Annotated in this window: 14 protein-coding genes; 8 read left to right on the top strand and 6 right to left on the bottom strand. The window is 59.7% G+C overall.

Annotated features, from left to right (window positions below):
* Positions 1-181: 181 nt before the first annotated feature.
* The 4 genes from NKJ57_RS24765 (at position 182) to NKJ57_RS24780 (ending at position 3,133) form a co-directional block, all read left to right on the top strand.
* Positions 182-478, top strand: coding sequence for a DUF2604 domain-containing protein (locus NKJ57_RS24765; RefSeq protein ID WP_023672403.1), 297 nt, complete (start codon positions 182-184; stop codon positions 476-478).
* Entirely contained in the window at positions 471-1,088 is a 618-nt protein-coding gene (locus tag NKJ57_RS24770) for a putative metal-binding protein (protein WP_023746214.1), read from the top strand. Before NKJ57_RS24765 ends, NKJ57_RS24770 begins: the two co-directional genes overlap by 8 nt.
* A 98-nt stretch (positions 1,089-1,186) precedes the next feature.
* Positions 1,187-1,573 (top strand): hypothetical protein, encoded by a 387-nt coding sequence (locus tag NKJ57_RS24775; protein ID WP_245261414.1) that lies wholly within the window; start codon positions 1,187-1,189, stop codon positions 1,571-1,573.
* Positions 1,574-1,576: 3 nt separating this feature from the next.
* Positions 1,577-3,133: an E2 ligase fold family C protein gene (locus NKJ57_RS24780; RefSeq protein ID WP_023672400.1), complete on the top strand. Its 1,557-nt coding sequence runs from the start codon at positions 1,577-1,579 to the stop codon at positions 3,131-3,133.
* Between the two features lie 198 nt (positions 3,134-3,331).
* Here the strand turns inward: NKJ57_RS24780 and NKJ57_RS24785 are convergent, their stop codons facing one another.
* Both NKJ57_RS24785 and NKJ57_RS24790 read right to left on the bottom strand, forming a co-directional pair.
* Positions 3,332-4,747, bottom strand: coding sequence for a mannose-1-phosphate guanylyltransferase/mannose-6-phosphate isomerase (locus tag NKJ57_RS24785; protein ID WP_352512989.1), 1,416 nt, complete (start codon positions 4,745-4,747; stop codon positions 3,332-3,334).
* Between the two features lie 241 nt (positions 4,748-4,988).
* Positions 4,989-5,975, bottom strand: coding sequence for a nodulation protein NodZ (locus NKJ57_RS24790; protein ID WP_023708037.1), 987 nt, complete (start codon positions 5,973-5,975; stop codon positions 4,989-4,991).
* Positions 5,976-6,970: 995 nt separating this feature from the next.
* On the opposite strand from NKJ57_RS24790, the gene gmd reads away from it, so the two are divergent.
* From gmd to NKJ57_RS24805, 3 genes are all read left to right on the top strand, one after another.
* Complete coding sequence (gene gmd, locus NKJ57_RS24795) at positions 6,971-8,041, top strand: GDP-mannose 4,6-dehydratase (RefSeq protein WP_023672397.1); 1,071 nt, start codon at positions 6,971-6,973, stop codon at positions 8,039-8,041.
* Positions 8,041-8,985, top strand: coding sequence for a GDP-L-fucose synthase (gene fcl, locus NKJ57_RS24800; RefSeq protein WP_023672396.1), 945 nt, complete (start codon positions 8,041-8,043; stop codon positions 8,983-8,985). The genes gmd and fcl overlap by 1 nt, the downstream gene beginning before the upstream one ends.
* A 338-nt stretch (positions 8,986-9,323) precedes the next feature.
* Positions 9,324-10,745, top strand: coding sequence for a phosphomannomutase (locus NKJ57_RS24805; protein ID WP_023746211.1), 1,422 nt, complete (start codon positions 9,324-9,326; stop codon positions 10,743-10,745).
* A gap of 187 nt (positions 10,746-10,932) precedes the next feature.
* Here NKJ57_RS24805 and NKJ57_RS24810 read toward each other — a convergent pair whose 3' ends face one another.
* From NKJ57_RS24810 to pdxR, 4 genes are all read right to left on the bottom strand, one after another.
* Entirely contained in the window at positions 10,933-13,329 is a 2,397-nt protein-coding gene (locus tag NKJ57_RS24810) for a transketolase (protein WP_023672394.1), read from the bottom strand.
* Between the two features lie 51 nt (positions 13,330-13,380).
* Entirely contained in the window at positions 13,381-14,331 is a 951-nt protein-coding gene (locus NKJ57_RS24815; protein WP_023672393.1) for a PDR/VanB family oxidoreductase, read from the bottom strand.
* 6 nt (positions 14,332-14,337) lie between these two features.
* The gene (locus tag NKJ57_RS24820; RefSeq protein ID WP_023711837.1) at positions 14,338-14,829 is read right to left on the bottom strand and encodes an MOSC domain-containing protein; all 492 of its coding nucleotides are present in this window, start codon (positions 14,827-14,829) and stop codon (positions 14,338-14,340) included.
* A 157-nt stretch (positions 14,830-14,986) separates the two neighbouring features.
* The gene (gene pdxR, locus NKJ57_RS24825) at positions 14,987-16,492 is read right to left on the bottom strand and encodes a MocR-like pyridoxine biosynthesis transcription factor PdxR (RefSeq protein ID WP_352512987.1); all 1,506 of its coding nucleotides are present in this window, start codon (positions 16,490-16,492) and stop codon (positions 14,987-14,989) included.
* Positions 16,493-16,566: 74 nt separating this feature from the next.
* On the opposite strand from pdxR, the gene NKJ57_RS24830 reads away from it, so the two are divergent.
* Complete coding sequence (locus NKJ57_RS24830) at positions 16,567-17,799, top strand: trans-sulfuration enzyme family protein (RefSeq protein WP_352512976.1); 1,233 nt, start codon at positions 16,567-16,569, stop codon at positions 17,797-17,799.
* Positions 17,800-17,803 lie beyond the last annotated feature (4 nt).

The following is a 17,803-nucleotide window of genomic DNA, read 5'->3' on the forward strand; positions in this document are numbered from 1 at the left end:
GGCCGTTTACTTGCCGCACAAGTCCCCATAAAAGGAGACAGCATCGATTCGATGTTATCCCTTGTCTTTCGCGTACTCGCGGTCCGTGGCGCCGAGTGGACGATTGAGGACCGCCAGCCCGCTCACTAGCAGGTCTGCACTGGCGGCTTGGGGCCCGTTGGTAAGCCACAGGAGTAGGACAATGTCGAAGGATTCGGGCAAGGGCGAAAATCACGGCGGCGGCCCCGGGAAGATCGAGATCACGGTGGTGGTGAACGGCCAGCCCACACAGGTCGAAGCCAATCCCAACCAGCCGCTTCACGTCGTCCGCACCAAAGCGCTTGAAAATACGCAGAACGTCGCCCAACCGGCCGAGAATTGGGAATTCAAGGACGAGGCCGGCACCTTGCTCGACGTCGACAAAAAAGTTGGCGATTTCGGTTTCGCGACCACTGTGACCCTGTTCCTCAGCCTGAAGGCGGGCGTCGCAGGTGCCTGAACTCCAAACTGTGGACCCGGAGGTGTCCCGAGCGAAGTTCGGTCGGCAGATCGGCTGGTTCCAAACACAAGCAGGTATTTACCGGGCTCAGGGTTGTTTCCTAATCGAGGCGAGCTTCCCGACGGCCTTCTTCATCTTCGTACCGCCGAAGATAAAGCCACAGATCATCGGTGCAGCTGTCGAGATCGACTTCTCCAATTACGACCTCCGACCTCCGTCGGTGGTCTTCGTAGACCCCTTTATACGCCGGCCGATTGCCCGGAAGGATTTGCTGCTCAGGATGCTGAGACGACCGCATCTACCCGGAACCCCACCGGATATGATTTTGGTCCTCATGCAGCAGAACGCTCTGTCGCTGTCGGACTTCATCCAGGCCAACAGTGCGGAACACACGCCATTCCTGTGCATGTCAGGCGTCCGGGAATACCACGACAATCCAGCCCATTCAGGTGATTCATGGCTTCTCCACCGGGGTTCTGGCGAAGGCTGTTTGGCCTTCATCCTGGACAAGATCATCAAGTACGGGACCGGTCCCGTGGAGCAGCTTCAGTATCAGTTCCAAATCTCAGTGGGAGCCATGATAGCACCCCTACCCGCCATTCCAGAATGACCGAGCTCAAGGATGTCGGGACAGTCGCTCTTCCCCGAGACTGTCTTTCAAGTGTCCAGGCGCACCTGCGCTCAGTTGGGCGACAGGGCCATGAGGGGATGGCGCTCTGGGTCGGCGTTCAGCAGGACCAGCACTTTGGCGTAACAGAGACCGTTATACCGGCACAGCGTCACATTCGGACGGGCGACGGCGTTTGCGTGATAGTTCCGGCCGAAGAACTACACCGGCTCAATGTCTGGCTCTACAAGAGCAGCCTTAAACTCTTCGCCCAGATCCATAGCCATCCGGGCCGAGCCTACCATTCGACGACCGACGACGCCTACGCGGTCGCTACGACGGTTGGGTGTCTGTCGCTGGTGGTGCCCAATTTCGCCCGCGAGCCTTTCGATCTTGCTCGGGTCGCCGCCTATCGACTTGACGCGAAGGCGAACTGGAATGAGGTCCCATCCGCGGCACTCAGGCGGATGATCACGATAACGGGTTGAACGATGGCACTCGCTAACTTCATCGACCGCGCCGCCACGGCAGCTTCTCAGGTGCTGGCCGACTTTCATCTATGCGACTTCAAAGCAGCCCTCGAAAAGCAGGTCGTGGCTGTGGCCTTCGACAGCCAAGCCGCTTCGTGTGCCGAGGGCCAGGCGACGCTTGACCTTACGGTCAGGTTGCTTGCCAGACTTTATCCGGTTCTGGCCATACTCCCCCTGGACATGGCCGCGAGCTCTCAAGCCCAAGCGCTCGAGCGCTTGGCAAAGTCGATCAATCCAAAAATCAGCATCCGGCGTTCCGGCAAGTATGCGACGGTCTGTGTAGCTGCAGGCGCGGTGCACCCATCACTTCGGTGCCCAACGTTTTTCATGGGATCGCAGGGTTGGGCGGCAAAGCTGTCGCGTACGGACCCGGTGGGCTCTGGCTCGAGCTTGCTGCCCTATGGAGCCGGCGCCGCAAGCTGCTTTGCCGCCGCCAACGTCTTTCGAACCGTCTTTGCTTCCCAGTTGACCGGCGCCGAGCTGGACGAGAACATCGACCTCTCTTTATGCACCTACAACAAGAGCAACGCCGGCGATTCCAGCCCCTTAAATTTCCCTGTCGACCTTGGCGAAACGCACCTCGTTGGGCTCGGCGCGATAGGCCATGGCTCGCTCTGGGCGCTGGCGAGGCAATCCGGTCTGTCGGGGCGCCTGCATGTAGTTGATCACGAAGCTATCGAACTCTCAAACCTGCAGCGCTACGTGTTGGCAGGTCAGGCGGAGGTCGGCCTCTCTAAGGCGGCCCTAGCAACCCACGCCCTTCGGTCCACCGCCCTTGAAGTGGAGGCGCACCCTATGAAGTGGGCAGAATATGTTGCGCGCCGGGGCGATTGGGTATTCGACCGAGTGGGTGTGGCGCTTGACACCGCCGCCGACCGTCTAGCTGTCCAAGGTGCTCTGCCCCGATGGATCGCGAACGCCTGGACTCAGGAGCAAGATCTAGGCATCTCGCGGCATGGTTTCGATGACGGCCAGGCTTGCCTTTGCTGCATGTACATGCCGACCGGGAAATCCAAGGACGAACACCAACTGGTCGCGGAGGAACTCGGAATGCCGGAAGCACACGAGGAGGTAAAAACGCTCCTGCAGACCAATACCGGAGTCCCCAATGAGTTCGTAGCTCGGGTGGCTACGGCGATGGCTGTGCCGTTTGAGCCGCTCGCCGCGTTTGTTGGCCAGCCCCTCCGTTCCTTTTATCAGCAGGTTATCTGCGGCGGCCTGGTGTTCCAGCTTAGCGATGGAAGTCGTCTCCTTCGAACCGTGGTTCCGATGGCCTTTCAATCAGCGCTTGCCGGGATCATGCTTGCCGCAGACCTGGTCAAGCATAGTGCGGGTTTTCCGATGAGTCCGACGACCAGCACTCGCGTGAATCTACTGCGCCCCCTTGGTTCTCACCTCCATGATCCGAAAGCCAAAGATTCCAGCGGCCGCTGCATCTGCAGCGATGAGGATTTCGTTGCCGCCTACAGGCTGAAATACGGCTGTGCCGTTGAACAGCTGAGCAACTGGTCCGCCTGAGAAAGATCTGAAGTCTTCGTTACCGCGGACGGCGCGCTGTCAAGCGCTCACCGACGTTTTCGACCACGATCGAGTGCCTGGAGAGCGCGGGGCGGATACTATGACACGCTCGGCCCGCTGCTTGCCAATGTCAGGCCCAGAACCCACGACAGAGATCCTTGAGCGACGCCTCGTCGTTTAACTTTTTTGTACTGTTATCTACGTTCGACCATATTCGTCGTCGAAGCGAACGATATCATCCTCGGCGAGATAATCGCCGCTCTGCACTTCGATGATCACCAGGTCAATTCTGCCTGGGTTCTCGAGCCGATGCTTATGGCCGCAGGGGATGTAAGTAGATTCGTTTGTCCCCAGGAACAACTCCTGCTCGCCATTGACGATCTTGGCGGAGCCGCTGACCACGACCCAGTGCTCCGAACGATGATAGTGCATCTGCAGGCTCAACTGGCGACCGGGCTTCACCTCGATGCGTTTGATCTTGAAGCGCTCGCCTTCCTCCAGAACCGTATAGGAACCCCAGGGCCGGTGTACCGTGCTATGGACCAGATGAGCTTCATGTCCCGAAGCCTTGAGGCACTCGAAGAGCTTCTTAACGTCCTGAACGCGGTCGCGGGATGTGACAAGCAAAGCGTCCGGGGAATCCACGATCACCAGATCGCTTACGCCCACCGTGCCGATGACGCGCTTGTCGGAGCTCACATAGGTGCCGGTCGTGTCGACCATGTGCACATCGCCGTGTATCCTGTTCCCGCTTTCGTCGGGGGCGATCAAATCGGCCATTGCGTTCCAAGATCCGATGTCGCTCCAATCCATGTCGCAGGGAATCACGGCAAGTTTGTTAGTTTTCTCCATGACAGCGTGGTCGAGCGAGATCCGCGGCGCGGAACCGAAATGCTCAAGCGCGAGTTCGATTTTGGCAAAGCCTCGGCATTGACTGGCGCGGCCGTTCTCGTAGCTGTCGGCGACGGCCTGGAGCACCTCGGGACAATGCAAAACCATCTCGTCGAGCATGGTTTGCGCACTGAAGCAGAAGATGCCGGCGTTCCAGAAGAAGCGTTGAGACGCGACATAGGCTTTGGCTGTATCCAGATCCGGTTTTTCAACGAAACGGACGACGTTCTCACCATCTGCTTCGATGTAGCCGAATGCCGTGTCCGGTCTGGTTGGGGTGATGCCCAATGTGGCGATCCGCCCGAGCTTCGCATGTTCCATGGCCAGGCCCATGACGTCTAGAAACGCAGGCAGGTTGCTAATCAGGTGATCGGCCGGGAAAACGCACAGGATCGCGTCAGGGCCTTGCGTTACCCTCGCATGGATCGCGGCTGCAGCCACGGCGGCGGCCGTATCCCGAGCTTCGGGCTCGAGCAGAAAGGTGCGTGGCAGGACCACGGAATCCAGTTCGTCAAATTCGTCCTTGGTCAGGAAGAGGTGTTCCCCGGATGTCACAGCGACGAGTTCCACGACACCTTCTATCGAAGCGGCGCGCAGCACAGTGTGCTGAATGAGAGAATATCCATCCGCTACTTTGAGGAAAGGTTTGGGGTGCGATTGCCTTGAGGCGGGCCATAGCCGCGATCCGGCTCCGCCGCTGATGATCACGGGAATCACTTTCATAACTAACCTCGATTTCGTCTCTGGAGTGATCGCCCGCGTTCTTTCGAGCGTCAGCGTCACGATCGCCGTCGCTCTGGCTTGTCTGCGGCCCCCCGCGTAACAGCGAAGTTCTGGCGCGTTGCGGGCGGCGCCAGATGACGACCCTATCGGTAATGTACGACGCCTCCACTGGCGTCGATGAGAAATGCGCATTCAACTAAGCCTGTTGGTTGCCTCTGCCGAATTGCGCAGGTCGCGGGTCTTAACTGAGATCAGAGACTTGGCTGTCTTCTATCAAAGTCAAACGACTTGGCTCCTTCAGATCGAATTCAATTACCCGTGGTGCGAATAGACGTGCATATCGTGTAAAGGCGCTCGTCGGGGGAAACCGAATTACGGTATCGCAGCGCCCGAGAAGATACATCTCAACGAGGGCGGAAATTCCGCCGTCAATCCCGAGTGCTGCAGTGTGTAAGGGGCCACCTTGATTGGATCCGAAGTGCTTCGGGACAGTGAGCAGATCGGGAAACCTGGCCGACAGAAGATCCAGTATCCGCGCGCTGTCCGTGCATAAGAACAGCCGCACAGGCCTAGGGTGCGGTAACGCCTTAGCCTTCTCAATTGCAGCGCACACTTGCCGAACGGCGAGCTCCGGATCGGCCCAGTAGGGCGCATGCTCCATGATGTCTTCACCGTTGCCGTGCCGAACATGAATCCCGATGATGCTGTGCCCCTCAAAACATTCCTGATAAATGGCATCTATGCGGGCTTGAATTTCTGGCCGAGGCTTGACACTCTGGAACACCTGCCGCTCTGCTTCCTCATCGCACCGCCACATCAGACAAGCGTCACACACTACTGTGTTCGCTTCGACATCGTGTTCGGCCTGAAAGAGCTCGCCCAACTCATCGCGCTCTTGGAAAATCTGCTCATCTGGCCGGTAAAGGCACTCGATCGCCGGCCTGTTCCACCACTCTGGGAAGAATGGACCAGGGAAGGAAACGTCGTTGATCCGGTCGTCGGAAATAGCCGGCACCCCAGCGATGTCATTGATCGGCTGGAAGAACACCGGAAACGCATTTGTGAAGGGTTGGTCGAGGTAGCAGGCCCCCCGCCAGTCGATGGCTAGAGTTCGTCCCGACCGCTGCGCGTAGCGCCAAGCGGCCGCCAACGACCACAGACAATCACCGAACCCCGTACGCCTCCGAGAGACGACGAACCGGCGCTTTTCCAATCCACTAACATGCATTTTCGGAAATCTCGTTTCGGAGAGGAGGTTGCATCCGGTTTGGAATCCTTAGTCGACACTAGTAGACCCTGACGCCGGGCCCTTGGCAGAGGCCGGGCCACAGGGCAGAAGAGCTCACTCAGCACTGCCCACTAATCCCGTGACGCTCGCAAAGCTTGAAGCCGATGCCCTCGCTTAGGGTTGCCCTCGCTTCCGGTTCAGCCTTCTCTACTGGGCCTCCGCCGCATATGTAAAATCTATTGAGTGGATGCCGGCCATCCATGTGTTGGATGCCATGATGAAGGGGCTCGGCTGACGCGGGCCCGGTCAATAGAGCCGAAACAGCCGGAAACGCTACGACACTGCCTGCCGAAGCAAATCATTCCGTCGACGCCGTACGCCAAGGGTGCAAGGCTGCATACAGCAACCGGTACCGGGCGAGATGAGGTCGATGGCTCGACGCGCCTGGAACCAGCTGATCGACAGAATCCGCAGTCGGCTCCCAAAGTTCTGCACGACCTGTGCCGGATGCTGTGGTGACGCTCGCGGCCACGAACTTTGTCCTCGCCCCGAACGGAAGCTCGCGCTACGACTCCGGGCCGGCGATGCGCCCCCGCTGCTCGCTCAGACCATCCATTCTGTGGATGCACTTTATCCAAACAATCGATTTCACGGATCCAAACAATTCCCATTAGAAGACGCTGAAGCAAGAAAGAAAGGCGTCCTCACTCGCTGATAGAAGAGCAAATCAGCTGCAAGGTGCTGGGAGTACATGTCGCTCAGGGCGTGAGCTGAGCGGCACTCAGACCGCATGTACGAGTCCGACAGGTTAGCGGCGCGACTCTATTTTTGCTCGTGACTCTAAGCAGAGCAGGTGTGCTCGGCTGGCGGACAGTCAATGACGATCTTCGCGCCGCATCTGTCGAAGTGCTCCATGGGGCACGGGGCGGGCCGCACATTGTGTCGGCGTGGCGAGCCGGAGCCGAAACTTTAAACTTTAATTGAGCAGGAATAGAATGGGTGATAGCAGGAAAGTTGCTCTTATTACGGGCATAACTGGACAGGATGGTGCCTATCTTGCCCGTCTTCTTCTCAAAAAAGACTACATCGTTCATGGGATTAAGCGACGTTCCTCTTCCTTCAACACCGGTCGTATCGAAGACCTCTACCAAGACCCGCACGAATCCGATCCGCGCTTAATCTTGCATTACGGTGATCTCACTGATTCGACTAACCTCATCCGCGTGGTTCAGGAATCTCAGCCAGACGAAATTTACAACTTGGCTGCTCAGAGCCATGTCCAGGTGTCGTTCGAAACACCTGAGTACACAGCAAACGCGGACGGTATCGGTACATTGCGACTTCTTGAGGCGATTCGCCTCCTCGGTCTGACGGACAAGACCCGCTTCTATCAAGCCTCGACGTCAGAGCTATACGGCCTCGTGCAGTCCGTACCGCAGAACGAAACGACGCCCTTTTATCCGCGCAGCCCTTACGCCGCCGCCAAGCTCTACGCCTACTGGATGGTCGTCAATTATCGTGAGGGCTATGGTATGCACGCTTCCAACGGCATTCTTTTTAATCACGAAAGCCCCCTCCGTGGCGAAACTTTTGTGACGCGCAAGATCACCCGCGCTGCCGCTGCTATTTACCTGGGCAAGCAGGACAAGCTTTATCTCGGCAATCTCGATGCTCAACGCGATTGGGGCCATGCGCGTGAGTACGTGCGAGGTATGTGGATGATGATGCAGCAGGATCAACCGGATGATTACGTGCTGGCTACGGGCAAAACGACTCCTGTCCGCCAATTCGTCGAGTGGGCTTTCGAAGATGTCGGCGTCGAGATCGAATGGCGGGGCAAGGGTGTCGACGAAAAGGGCTATGATCTAGCGAGCGGCAGATGCCTAGTCCAAGTGGACCCACGCTACTTCCGCCCCACGGAAGTCGATCTTCTCCTGGGTGACGCTACCAAGGCGAAGGAGAAGCTCGGCTGGGTGCATGAGATATCCGTGCGCGACCTTGCTGCGGAAATGGTCCGCGAAGACCTGAAGGTCATGCAGACATCTGTAGTCATGAAGGAAGCGTAATGTATGATCTGAACGGAAAAACCGTGTGGGTCGCTGGCCACAAAGGTATGGTGGGCAGCGCTGTTGTACGCCGACTCGCGTCTGAAGACTGCAAAGTTGTGGCCGCCCCTCGCGGAGAGCTAGATCTCAAGCGACAGACCGAGGTTGAAAACTTCGTGGCAGTGATGAAACCGGACGCTATCATTATGGCGGCGGCAAAGGTAGGTGGTATTCTCGCGAACGCCACCTATCCGGTCGACTTTCTTTACGACAATCTGATGATCGAGGCCAATATCTTCGCGGCAGCCCACGAAAACAATGTCGACCGCGTCCTCTTCCTCGGCTCGTCTTGCATCTATCCGAAGATGGCACCACAGCCCATTCCTGAAAGCGCGCTTTTGACCGGGCCACTAGAGCGCACCAACGAATGCTACGCCGTCGCCAAGATCACCGGCATCAAAATGGCTCAAGCCTATCGCCAGCAATATGGCCGCGACTACATCTCCGCTATGCCGACGAATCTCTACGGGCCAGGCGACAATTATGACTTGCAGTCAAGCCACGTCATCCCAGCGCTGATCCGGAAAGCGCATGAAGCTAAGCTCATAAGTGATAAGCGAATCACCATCTGGGGCACGGGCACACCACGTCGGGAATTCATGCACGTCGACGACTGCGCCGACGCATTAGTCTTCCTTCTGAAGAACTACTCTGACCATGATCACGTCAATCTCGGCTGCGGACAGGACATCACGATCCTAGAGCTGACCAGAATGATCTGCCGTGTAGTCGGATTTACTGGGGAGATCGCGCATGATCACTCTAGACCTGACGGTACACCGCGAAAGCTGATGAGCGTCGACAAGCTGCGCACTTTGGGATGGGCAGCAAAGATCACTCTCATGGAAGGCATCGAGAGTGTCTATCATGCATTTCTGAACGGGAGCTACACCGAACGGCGATAGATAAGAGGATTTGCTGTACGCGCTTTCGGGACCCAGAGCTAATGTAGACTGAGACAATCACTCGATGGCGATAGCGCTCATGTGAGCCAGCCGCGAGGAGCCCTGCCGGGCCCGGACCCCATCCGCTCCAACTCGTCGCCGTGAAGGTCACGGTGCGCTGCCCACGCCGACGCCGACTGCGTCAATCCTCACAAGGGTAACCCTCGATAACCGAGCGCGTCTACGGTAACCGAATGTACTTCTTGTTCTCGTCCGAGGGATCTGTCGATGGGCATTCCGGACGAGCCAAAGTTTGAGCATGTTACCCTCAAAACCCGGTTAGCAACGTCGGATTTGGTATGAAATTCGGAACAAGTGGATTACGGGGCCTGGCGACAGAATTGGCAGGAGCCGCCTCTGCCCTATATGCAACGGCATTCGCGACATTCCTGCTGGAATCCGGCCTGGCCAGAATTGGCGACGAGATACTCATAGGGCGCGACTTTCGCGCCTCGAGTCCGGCCATCGCCGCCGTCTGTGCGGCGGCACTGTCTGCGCTCGGCTTCATCGTAGTCGATTGCGGCGCCGTCCCCACCCCTGCCCTGGCACTGTATGCTCAGGCGCGTAAGAGTGGTTGTTTGATGATCACAGGCTCGCACATTCCGGCCGACCGTAATGGAATAAAATTCTATCGACCCGACGGTGAGATCGACAAGGGTGATGAGCGGGAGATAACGCGCATCGCCTTGCAGTTGGAGAAGCGCGGATACGTCCTTGAAGGTGCTGTTGCACGTCGGCAGCACCGGGAGGCCGAATGCAAGGCCTTTTTCATGGCGCGCAATCGAAAGCTTATGGAGATTAATGCTCTAAAGGGCTTAACGGTGGGCGTATATCAGCACAGCACAGTCGCGCGCGATCTCTTGGTTGACATTCTCTCATATCACTGTGCGACGGTCGTAACCCTGGGACGTTCGGAAGGTTTCATTCCTGTCGACACTGAAGCGGTCTCGGACGAGACTGCTCAACAGTTCAAGCTCTGGGCCAAAGAGCATCGGCTTGATGCGGTCGTCTCGGCAGATGGCGATGGTGACCGCCCACTGGTAGCTGACGACCACGGAGACCCCCTTCGCGGTGATTTGTTAGGCCTGATTACGGCGAACTTCCTGCAAGCGAAGGCAGTCGTCACGCCGGTCACATCAAACTCTGGTATCGAGACCGCAGGTTCTTTTAAAGTCGTGCGTACCAAGGTTGGATCGCCATTTGTTATTGCTGCCATGCTCGATTTGGTTGCGTCGGGTCACGAGCGCGTGGTTGGTTTCGAAGCAAACGGTGGTTTGTTGACCGGCACGGACTTTGACCCGAACGGAACTAAACTGCCAGCGCTACCTACACGCGACAGTTTTCTCCCCATCCTTGCGGCACTTTCCCTTGTTAATACAAGTGGGCAGCCACTGTCGGAGATTGGCAGTTCCTTTCAATTGCCAGCGGCGGTTGCGGATCGCTTGGAAAATTTTTCCGTCGAAAGCAGCACTCGCCTCATGACATACCTTCGTACAGCGGAAACTAACATCGCCGCCTTCGTCGGGTCGATTGGAGTGGTAAGCAAGGTTAGCGATGTTGACGGGCTTCGTATCACTCTCGCGGATAAGCGTGTCTTGCATTTGCGTCCATCCGGAAATGCCCCGGAAATGCGGTGCTACGTCGAAGCCGAAAATCGGGAGGACGCGGAGCTTTTGCTCCGGACTGGATTGGATCGAATTCGTAATTGGACGCAAGGCTAAATAAAAGCCGCCTCCCTGCGTATTCCAGGTGACCCTGGGGGTCGCACGAGCTACTCTAGCGCGATCAGAACGTCCACAGTGTCCCTGGCAGCTGTCCGCTTTGAAGCGAACCGGAACGCCCGTGGAAATGGCCGGGCGGTGGACGTGAGCCGATCCGTACCGGCCCGAAGCGTCCGGTAGCTCATGGTCAAGGCAGCGCCTTCCGGTAGCGAACAGCCGGTCCCGCACTCACCGCCTGTGCCGCATGTACGATGGCGTTGGTGTCCAGGCCGTGGTGACGGTAGAGGTCCGCAATAGTCCCCGTCTGGCCGAAATGCTCGACCCCGAGCGCCTTCACGCGATGCCCGTTAACCCCACCGAGCCACGCGAGCGTCGCCGGGTGGCCGTCGATCACGGTGACGATGCCGCAGTCACGCGATAGCGGCGCGAGCAGCCGCTCGATATGACTCAGGGCGCCAATCGCGCCACGCTGCCGGGCTCGTTCCGCCGCCTGCCAGCCCGCATTAAGCCGGTCCGCGGAGGTGATCGCGAGCAGCCCGACATCGCGCCGGTCCTCCGCCAGAAGACCCGTCGCGGCAATCGCCTCGGGCGCGACAACGCCTTGGTAAGCAATGACGACACTCGCGTTCGGCCCGGGCGGACGCAGCCAATAGGCGCCGTTGACGATGTCCCGCGCGAGCGCCGGTTTCATGTCGCGCAGCGGCTGCTCGAGCGGCCGGGTTGACAGGCGAAGATAGACCGATCCTCCGGTCTGATCACGCAGCCACGTCATCTCATCCGGATCCCCCTCGCCATTACGTTGCATGTAATCGAAGGCAAAGCGCATGATCACGGACAGTTCGTCGACGAAGGCCGGTTCGAAGGCGCAAAGCCCATCCTGCGCCATGCCGATCAATGGGGTTCCGATCGACTGGTGTGCCCCGCCCTCGGGCGCCAGCGTCACGCCCGAGGGCGTTGCGACCAGCATGAAGCGCGCATCCTGATAGCAGGCGTAGTTTAGCTGGTCGGCCGATCGGTAGATGAAGGGATCATAGACTGTCCCGATCGGCAGTAGGCGCACGCCATTAATCGAGTGCGAGAGACCGAGCGCCCCGAGCATGATCATCAGGTTCGACTCGGCGATCCCGAGCTCAAGGTGCTGCCCCTTCGGCCCAAATTCCCAGGTAAAGGTCGACGGAATGCGTTCGGCCTTGAAGGTGTCCGCCATGGTCTCCCGGGCGAAAAGGCCGCGCCGGTTAACCCAGCCACCGAGATTGGTCGAGACCGTCACATCGGGCGAGGTGGTGACAATGCGGTCGGCAAGCAGACTGCGCTCTCGTGCGATGTCGTTCAGGATCTGGCCGAAGCCCATCTGGGTCGAGAGCGGTTTGCCGGGCTGCCCCGGTGACGGAAGGGTTTCGGGCACCGGCACCGACGGCGCAGACAGCCTCCTACGGCCCTCACTGAAGAACGGCGCCCTTGCGAAGAAGGCGTCAAGTTCCGCTTCCGGCAAGTTGGCGGCCGCCCATTTGTCCCACTCCTCACCCCGCTTTACGCCCATCTGCAGGCGGTAGTCTTCCATCTGCGTGGGCGTCATCTGCCCCGCGTGGTTGTCCTTGTGTCCGGCAAGCGGCAGACCGTAGCCCTTGATGGTGTAACAGATGAAGCAGACGGGACGGTCATGCCTGGACGCCGCCTCGAAGGCTTCGAGGAGGCTCGGCATGTCATGCCCGCCAAGGTTCGTCATCAACGCCTGCAACTCGTCGTCTGAGCGGCGTTCTATCAGAGTGGTTACCCGCCCTTGGTCTCCGATCTCGTCGAGCAGCCGCTTGCGCCAGGCAGCACCCCCTTGGAAGGTCAGCGCCGAATAGAGCTGGTTCGGACAGCGCTCTATCCACTCGAGCAGCTTCTCGCCCCCCGGCTCGGCAAAGGCAGCCTCTTGCAGAGCGCCGTGGCGCAGGACCATCACGTCCCAGCCGAAGTTGCGAAAAATCTGCTCGAACCGCTGCCAGAGGCCCTCCCGGATCACGGCGTCGAGCGACTGGCGATTGTAGTCGACCACCCACCAGCAGTTCCTGAGCCCGTGCTTCCAGCCTTCGATCAGGGCCTCGTAGATGTTGCCCTCATCCATCTCGGCGTCGCCGATCAGGCTGACCATTCGGCCCTCGGAACGCTCCTTCATCCAGCCGTGACCCGAGACGTAGTCCTGCACCAGTGACGAGAACAGCGTCTGAGCAACGCCGAGACCCACCGACCCGGTCGAGAAGTCGACATCGTCGACATCCTTCGTCCGCGAAGGATAGCTCTGCGCGCCCTTGTAGCCGCGGAAGTTCATGAGCTTTTCGTGAGTCTGGTTGCCCGCCAGATACTGAAGTGCATGGAAGATCGGCGCCGCATGGGGTTTGACCGCCACCCGATCCTGCGGGCGTAGGACCGAACCGTAGAGCGCGGTCATGATGGTGCTCAGCGACGCGGACGAGGCCTGATGCCCCCCGACCTTGATCTCATCGCCCTCGCGGACGTGGTTGGCGTGGTGGATCGTCCAGGCTGCGAGCCAGGAGACGCAGCGCTCGATCTCGTTCAGATATTCCAGTTTCCTCGTCATTCAGTTTCCCGCAAATCAGCTGCCGGTCTCACAGGACCCCCGCCCAAATGGTCAAAGATCGAGTTTCAACAAACCTGTCGCGCGCGACACGCAGGGGATGAAGCGGTGGCCGCGTGCCTCCTTGGACAGGACGGCATCCCGATGGATCGGCTGTCCCGCCAGCATTGCGCATTCGCAGGTCCCGCACACCCCATTCTCACACGAGGCCATCAACGGCACACCGGCCCCGCGCAGGGCCGCGAGCGCCGTGGTCTGCGCCGAAACCTCGACCATCCTGCCCTCACCCAGTTCTATGACGAATGGTTCCGGTGGCGCGCCATCAAACTCGGGAGGCTGGAAAGTTTCGAAATGAACAGTACCCTCGGGCCAGTGTTCGGCCGCGCGCCCCACAACCGCCATGAAGCCAGGCGGCCCGCAATAGTAAACCTGAGCCTCGGCCGAACGGTTCGCCAGCAGCGCGGCGATGTCCTGCCGGGTCTGAGGCTCGTCGTCGAAATGAATCCGCACATTGCCGCCGGGAAGATCGCGCCCGATCGCCGCCAAGAGTGGCGTGAGCGCCCGGCTGCGGGTGAAATAGTGCAACTCAAAGGGCTTGGCCTGCCGGGTGAGCGCGCGCGCCATGGCCAGAATCGGGGTGATCCCGATTCCCCCTGCCAGCAGCAAAGTCGGCCCCTCGCCTGGCTTGAGCGCAAAATGGTTGCGTGGCGCGGAGACAGGCAGTGTGGAGCCGACGGCAATGGTTTCGTGGATCCACGCCGAGCCGCCACGGCCGTCATTCTCGCGCTTCACCGCGATGGTGTAGCGGCCCAGCTCGGTCGGGTCGCCGCAAAGTGAATACTGACGCACCTTCCCTTCAGGCAGATGGACGTCGACGTGAGAACCCGCTTCGAACGCCGGCAGCACAGGTTTGCGTGGGTGTTTCAGGTCGATGACCAGCACGTCGCCCGGCTCCTTGCGGACGGCGGTCACGGTCAGCTTCATGATAATACGCGGCGAGGCCATGGCGTTTCACTCGTCGATGGGCAAGATCAGATCACCAGGGCGGATCACGCCCCCGACGTCGATTGTGCAGTTCAGGCCGGAGCGGTTCAGAAGCCCCTCGTAGAGACCCGAAAGCCCGAGCAACTCCTCGATATACTTGCACGGCACATTCATCCGGGCGGCCCTGAGAATCGTTTCCCCGACCCGGAAGCGTTTGCCGACAAGATGGCTAAGCGGAACGCCTCGTGTCGTCAGATTGCGCCGGTGATCCTCGGGTGCGAGCTTGGCCTTGAAGCCCGGAATTCTGGGTTCGCCCTGCGCGATGGCGTCCAAGACTTCAGCTTCGATCAGCGTCACTTCGCGAACGTCAGGACGCGCGGAATAGGTCCCCGTCCCCAGGTAGTAGCGGTCTCCGACAATGCCTTGGCCGGCAATAAGCTGCGCCTGCGCCAGCTCCTCCATTTCATAGGAGGCAGCGGGCGCGATATGGACGTGAAGCAGCTTTCCTCGCCAGGTCATCATCGCTCTCGGAAACCGTCTCGTGGAACCTGCTGCAAAACTGGCCTGATCAACAGCGCCAGTTGCATGGCATTTTCCCGGTCCAGTTGGCTGTTTGGAAAGAAATACGGCGGGCCCTCGGACCGTTTTCAGCGCCAGCTTTCGGCGTCGCCCCGTCTCAGTTGTTCCGCGCCGGCATCGCGTCTTGCACCTGCTTGACAACCTCTCGCAGGACCTCAACGCCCTTCCCGATCTGCCGAATGCTCAAGGCGGCATAGCCCATGACAAGTCCGACGCGATCGGTGCGGCCTTGGTCCGATGGCCGTTCGTAGAGCGGCGAGATCAGGTGTAGCCCCAGGCCAGCGTCGCGGGCGGATTCGACCAAGGCCGTTTCCCGCGATCGTGGCAGGTCATTGAACCAAACCGCGACGTGCAGTCCCGCATCTGCTCCCTGGACAGTGATGCGATCCCCGAAGCTGTGCTGCAAGGCACCCAACAACGTTTCCCGACGCTCGCCGTTCAGCCTGCGCACACGGCGCACATGGCTTTCGTAGCCGCCGCTCTCGATCAACGATGCCAGCGCTTCCTGTTCAGCGACCGGCGAATGCCGGTCTGCGAATTGTTTGGCGGTTGCGAAGACCTCCTGCAATTCGGGCGGGAGGACGAGGTAGCCGATGCGCAGCATCGGCGAGAGCGTTTTGGAGATCGTGCCGAGATAGATGACAGCCCCGTGGTCCTCGAGACTGTGCAGCGGAGGGACCGGATTGATGTCGTAGCGATATTCGCTGTCGTAGTCGTCCTCGATCACATAGGCGTTGTTGTGCCGCGCCCATTCCAGAAGCTGATGGCGGCGCGCGATCGGCATGACGCCGCCCAGCGGAAACTGATGCGATGGCGTCACATAAGCCAGTCGTGCTCCGATCCCCGCCAGCAACTCGGTCCTCATCCCGTCTTCGTCGACGATGACCGGGATGGGTGAAGCACCCGTACTGGCAAAGACCTGACGCGCCATCCTGTAGCACGGATCCTCGATGACGAAGCGGTCGGCGGGATCGAGAAGCAGGCGCGCGCACAGATCAAGGCCCTGCTGCGAACCGCTGACGATGACGATCTGGTCGAGGTCGCAGCTCAGGGTCCGGGCGCGCCAGAGATATCCCTGAAGCGCCTGGCGGAGCCGGCGCGAGCCGCGAGGATCGTCATAGGCAAGACGCGGCGGGCGCTGCCCCATCGCCTCGTTCATCGCGCGTTTCCAGACCAATGATGGGAAATCCGACGATGCCAGGTCCCCATAGCGGAACTCGACCTTCAGCCCAGTCGGCAGATAATCTGGCCAGGGTGACGTCGCGCGCAGCCGCTCGCCATATGCGGACAGGTGGATTGGGCCGACCCGTTTCGCGTGAGTGCGGCCCGTCTCATGGCCGATCAACGAAGACGCAACGCGAGGTCGCGCGCCTTGACGGGCTTCGATGAAACCCTCCGCAGCCAGTTGCTCATAGGCGACCGTCACCGTGGTTCGCGAAACGCCGAGGTCATTTGCCAGGGCCCGGGAGGATGGCAACTGACTGCCGGTTTCGTAGACGCCGCCGAGGATTTGCTCGCGAAGGGCTTCGTATATCTGGCGTGCACCCATCGCATGCAAGCGCGCTGCAGACCCGGCACTTGAAGACTGGACCATTTCTTTCATCGCCAACTGGATATTTCACATTGGCCAGGTTGCCGTCAATCTTTCGGAACCCCAAGAGAGATCGCAGAGGCCGAATGACCAGCTCCCATCAATCCGAAACCGATGCTCCCACGGGGTCGCTCAACCGCACCAGCCCCGGATTTGCCACCCGGGCGATCCATCATGGCTACGATCCGGCCGGCTTTTCCAATGCCGTCCAGCCGCCAGTGTTCCTGACGTCAACCTATGGGTTCGAAAGCGTGGCAGCAAACGATGCCGCCGCCGCCCTTGGTGGAAGGCTCTATGCGCGCGAATACAATCCCACGACCGAGATCCTCGAGCAGCGGCTCGCGAATCTGGAAGGAGCCGAGGCAGGGCTGGTTGTTGCCTCGGGGATGGCGGCCTTCGGCACTCTGATCCTGTCGCTCCTGTCCCAGGGCGATGAACTCATCGTCCACAAGACGCTTTATGCGAACACGCTTGCCATGGTCGAACAGGCGGTCCCCCGCTTCGGCATCAAGGTCGTCGCGGTCGATCTGTCAAATCCTCACAATCTCGATGCTGCGATCACCGAGCGGACGCGGCTGGTTTTCTTCGAGACGCCGGTGAATCCGCTGAGCCGCATCCTCGACATAGCGGCAATTGCCGAGCGCGCTCACGCGCGCGGTGTAAGGGTTGCAGTCGACAGCACCTTCGCCTCGCCCGCGCTCCAGCGACCGCTTGAGCACGGGGCGGACATCGTGCTCCATTCGATGACCAAGTACATCAATGGTCATGGCGATGCCCTTGGCGGGGCGCTTCTCGGCGACGCCCAGACGCTCCGTACGCTGCATGAAACGGGCCTGCGCTACATCACCGGCGCAGCGCTCTCGCCCATGTCAGCTTTCCTAATCCTGCGCGGTCTCAAGACGCTGACGCTGCGTATGGAACGGCACAGCGCCACAGCCCTTGCGGTGGCTCGGGCGCTGGAAGCGCACCCGGCGGTGGCATTTGTGAGTTATCCGTTCCTCGAGTCGCACCCTGATCAGGTGACGGCGCGAAAACAGATGTCCAACGGATCGGGCATGTTGGCCTTTGGCCTCCACGCTGGATACGAAGGAGCGCGCCGGATGATGGACCGGCTCAACCTGATCATTCGCGCCGTCAGCCTCGGCGATGCCGACAGCCTCATCTATCATCCAGCAAGCCTCACCCGTGCTCGGCAGCCGATCCGCAAGGATGCCCATTTGGCCGATGGAGTCGGCGAGGATCTCATGCGTCTCTCGGTGGGGCTTGAAGACGCTGATGACCTGATCGCCGATCTGCGGCGGGCTTTGGACGTCTTGTAATGAC

The organism is Mesorhizobium sp. M0077, assembly GCF_040322955.1.
GTDB lineage: Bacteria > Pseudomonadota > Alphaproteobacteria > Rhizobiales > Rhizobiaceae > Mesorhizobium.

Excerpts from the sequence above, each read along its gene's own strand:
- NKJ57_RS24820 (WP_023711837.1), bottom strand. The coding sequence starts at position 14,829 with ATGACCTGGCGAGGAAAGCTGCTTCACGTCCATATCGCGCCCGCTGCC.
- fcl (WP_023672396.1), top strand. The coding sequence starts at position 8,041 with ATGTATGATCTGAACGGAAAAACCGTGTGGGTCGCTGGCCACAAAGGT.
- pdxR (WP_352512987.1), bottom strand. The coding sequence starts at position 16,492 with ATGAAAGAAATGGTCCAGTCTTCAAGTGCCGGGTCTGCAGCGCGCTTG.
- gmd (WP_023672397.1), top strand. The coding sequence starts at position 6,971 with ATGGGTGATAGCAGGAAAGTTGCTCTTATTACGGGCATAACTGGACAG.
- NKJ57_RS24790 (WP_023708037.1), bottom strand. The coding sequence starts at position 5,975 with ATGCATGTTAGTGGATTGGAAAAGCGCCGGTTCGTCGTCTCTCGGAGG.
- NKJ57_RS24785 (WP_352512989.1), bottom strand. The coding sequence starts at position 4,747 with ATGAAAGTGATTCCCGTGATCATCAGCGGCGGAGCCGGATCGCGGCTA.
- NKJ57_RS24780 (WP_023672400.1), top strand. The coding sequence starts at position 1,577 with ATGGCACTCGCTAACTTCATCGACCGCGCCGCCACGGCAGCTTCTCAG.
- NKJ57_RS24830 (WP_352512976.1), top strand. The coding sequence starts at position 16,567 with ATGACCAGCTCCCATCAATCCGAAACCGATGCTCCCACGGGGTCGCTC.
- NKJ57_RS24765 (WP_023672403.1), top strand. The coding sequence starts at position 182 with ATGTCGAAGGATTCGGGCAAGGGCGAAAATCACGGCGGCGGCCCCGGG.
- NKJ57_RS24805 (WP_023746211.1), top strand. The coding sequence starts at position 9,324 with ATGAAATTCGGAACAAGTGGATTACGGGGCCTGGCGACAGAATTGGCA.
- NKJ57_RS24775 (WP_245261414.1), top strand. The coding sequence starts at position 1,187 with ATGGCGCTCTGGGTCGGCGTTCAGCAGGACCAGCACTTTGGCGTAACA.
- NKJ57_RS24810 (WP_023672394.1), bottom strand. The coding sequence starts at position 13,329 with ATGACGAGGAAACTGGAATATCTGAACGAGATCGAGCGCTGCGTCTCC.
- NKJ57_RS24815 (WP_023672393.1), bottom strand. The coding sequence starts at position 14,331 with ATGGCCTCGCCGCGTATTATCATGAAGCTGACCGTGACCGCCGTCCGC.